Genomic DNA, 671 nt, shown 5'->3' on the forward strand with positions numbered 1-671 from the left:
ATAGAGAAGTATTTAAAGTACTTCTTAGCTCCAATGGCATCACTTAAAATAGAAGGTGATGTAAATGTTAACCAGAGTGGAACTATAAAAATAGATTTCTCATTTGGGGATAAAGATGTTGATGATGATATGCAGAATATCATAGCTAATATCTAAGAGTGAGTAGTGAAGATGATTAGTGAGTAACACCTTAAAGTTTAAGTTCAAAAAACCCCATAAGAACCAGTTAGCAATCCTAAAGAGTACTGCCAGATTCATTACTGTAATGGCAGGAAGACGCTTTGGTAAGACGGATTGTATGTACACCCTATCAATCTTAACTGCTACCAAAGGCAAAAGGGTATTCTTCGTATGTCCAACATTTAAGCAATGCAGGGATTGGTATAAAAACATATTGAGTCTAATACCTGGAGCAATTATTTCAAACCAGAACAAAACAGATTTGACTATTGAATTGGTATCAGGAGGTGTTATAAAATTCTTCTCTGGTGAACCTGATGCAGTTGAACGTATGCGTGGGTATGAGGCAGAACTTGTAGTTATCGATGAATTTTGCAATATCACACAGCAGAATTATGTATTCTATGATATTGTAAGGCCATTGGTTGCAACTACAGGCGGTAGGGTGTTTCTAATTAGTACTCCAAAAGGAACTGGTAATTTCTTTTATC

The 671-nt window shown here is 35.6% G+C and carries 1 protein-coding gene; it reads left to right on the top strand.

Features of this window, described 5'->3' with window-relative positions:
• Window positions 1-265: 265 nt before the first annotated feature.
• Window positions 266-671: terminase large subunit domain-containing protein (locus AC1DRQ_RS32005; RefSeq protein WP_477430266.1), on the top strand; the 406-nt coding region annotated here is incomplete at its 3' end.

The organism is Mucilaginibacter sp. P4_E8 (genome assembly GCF_056401495.1).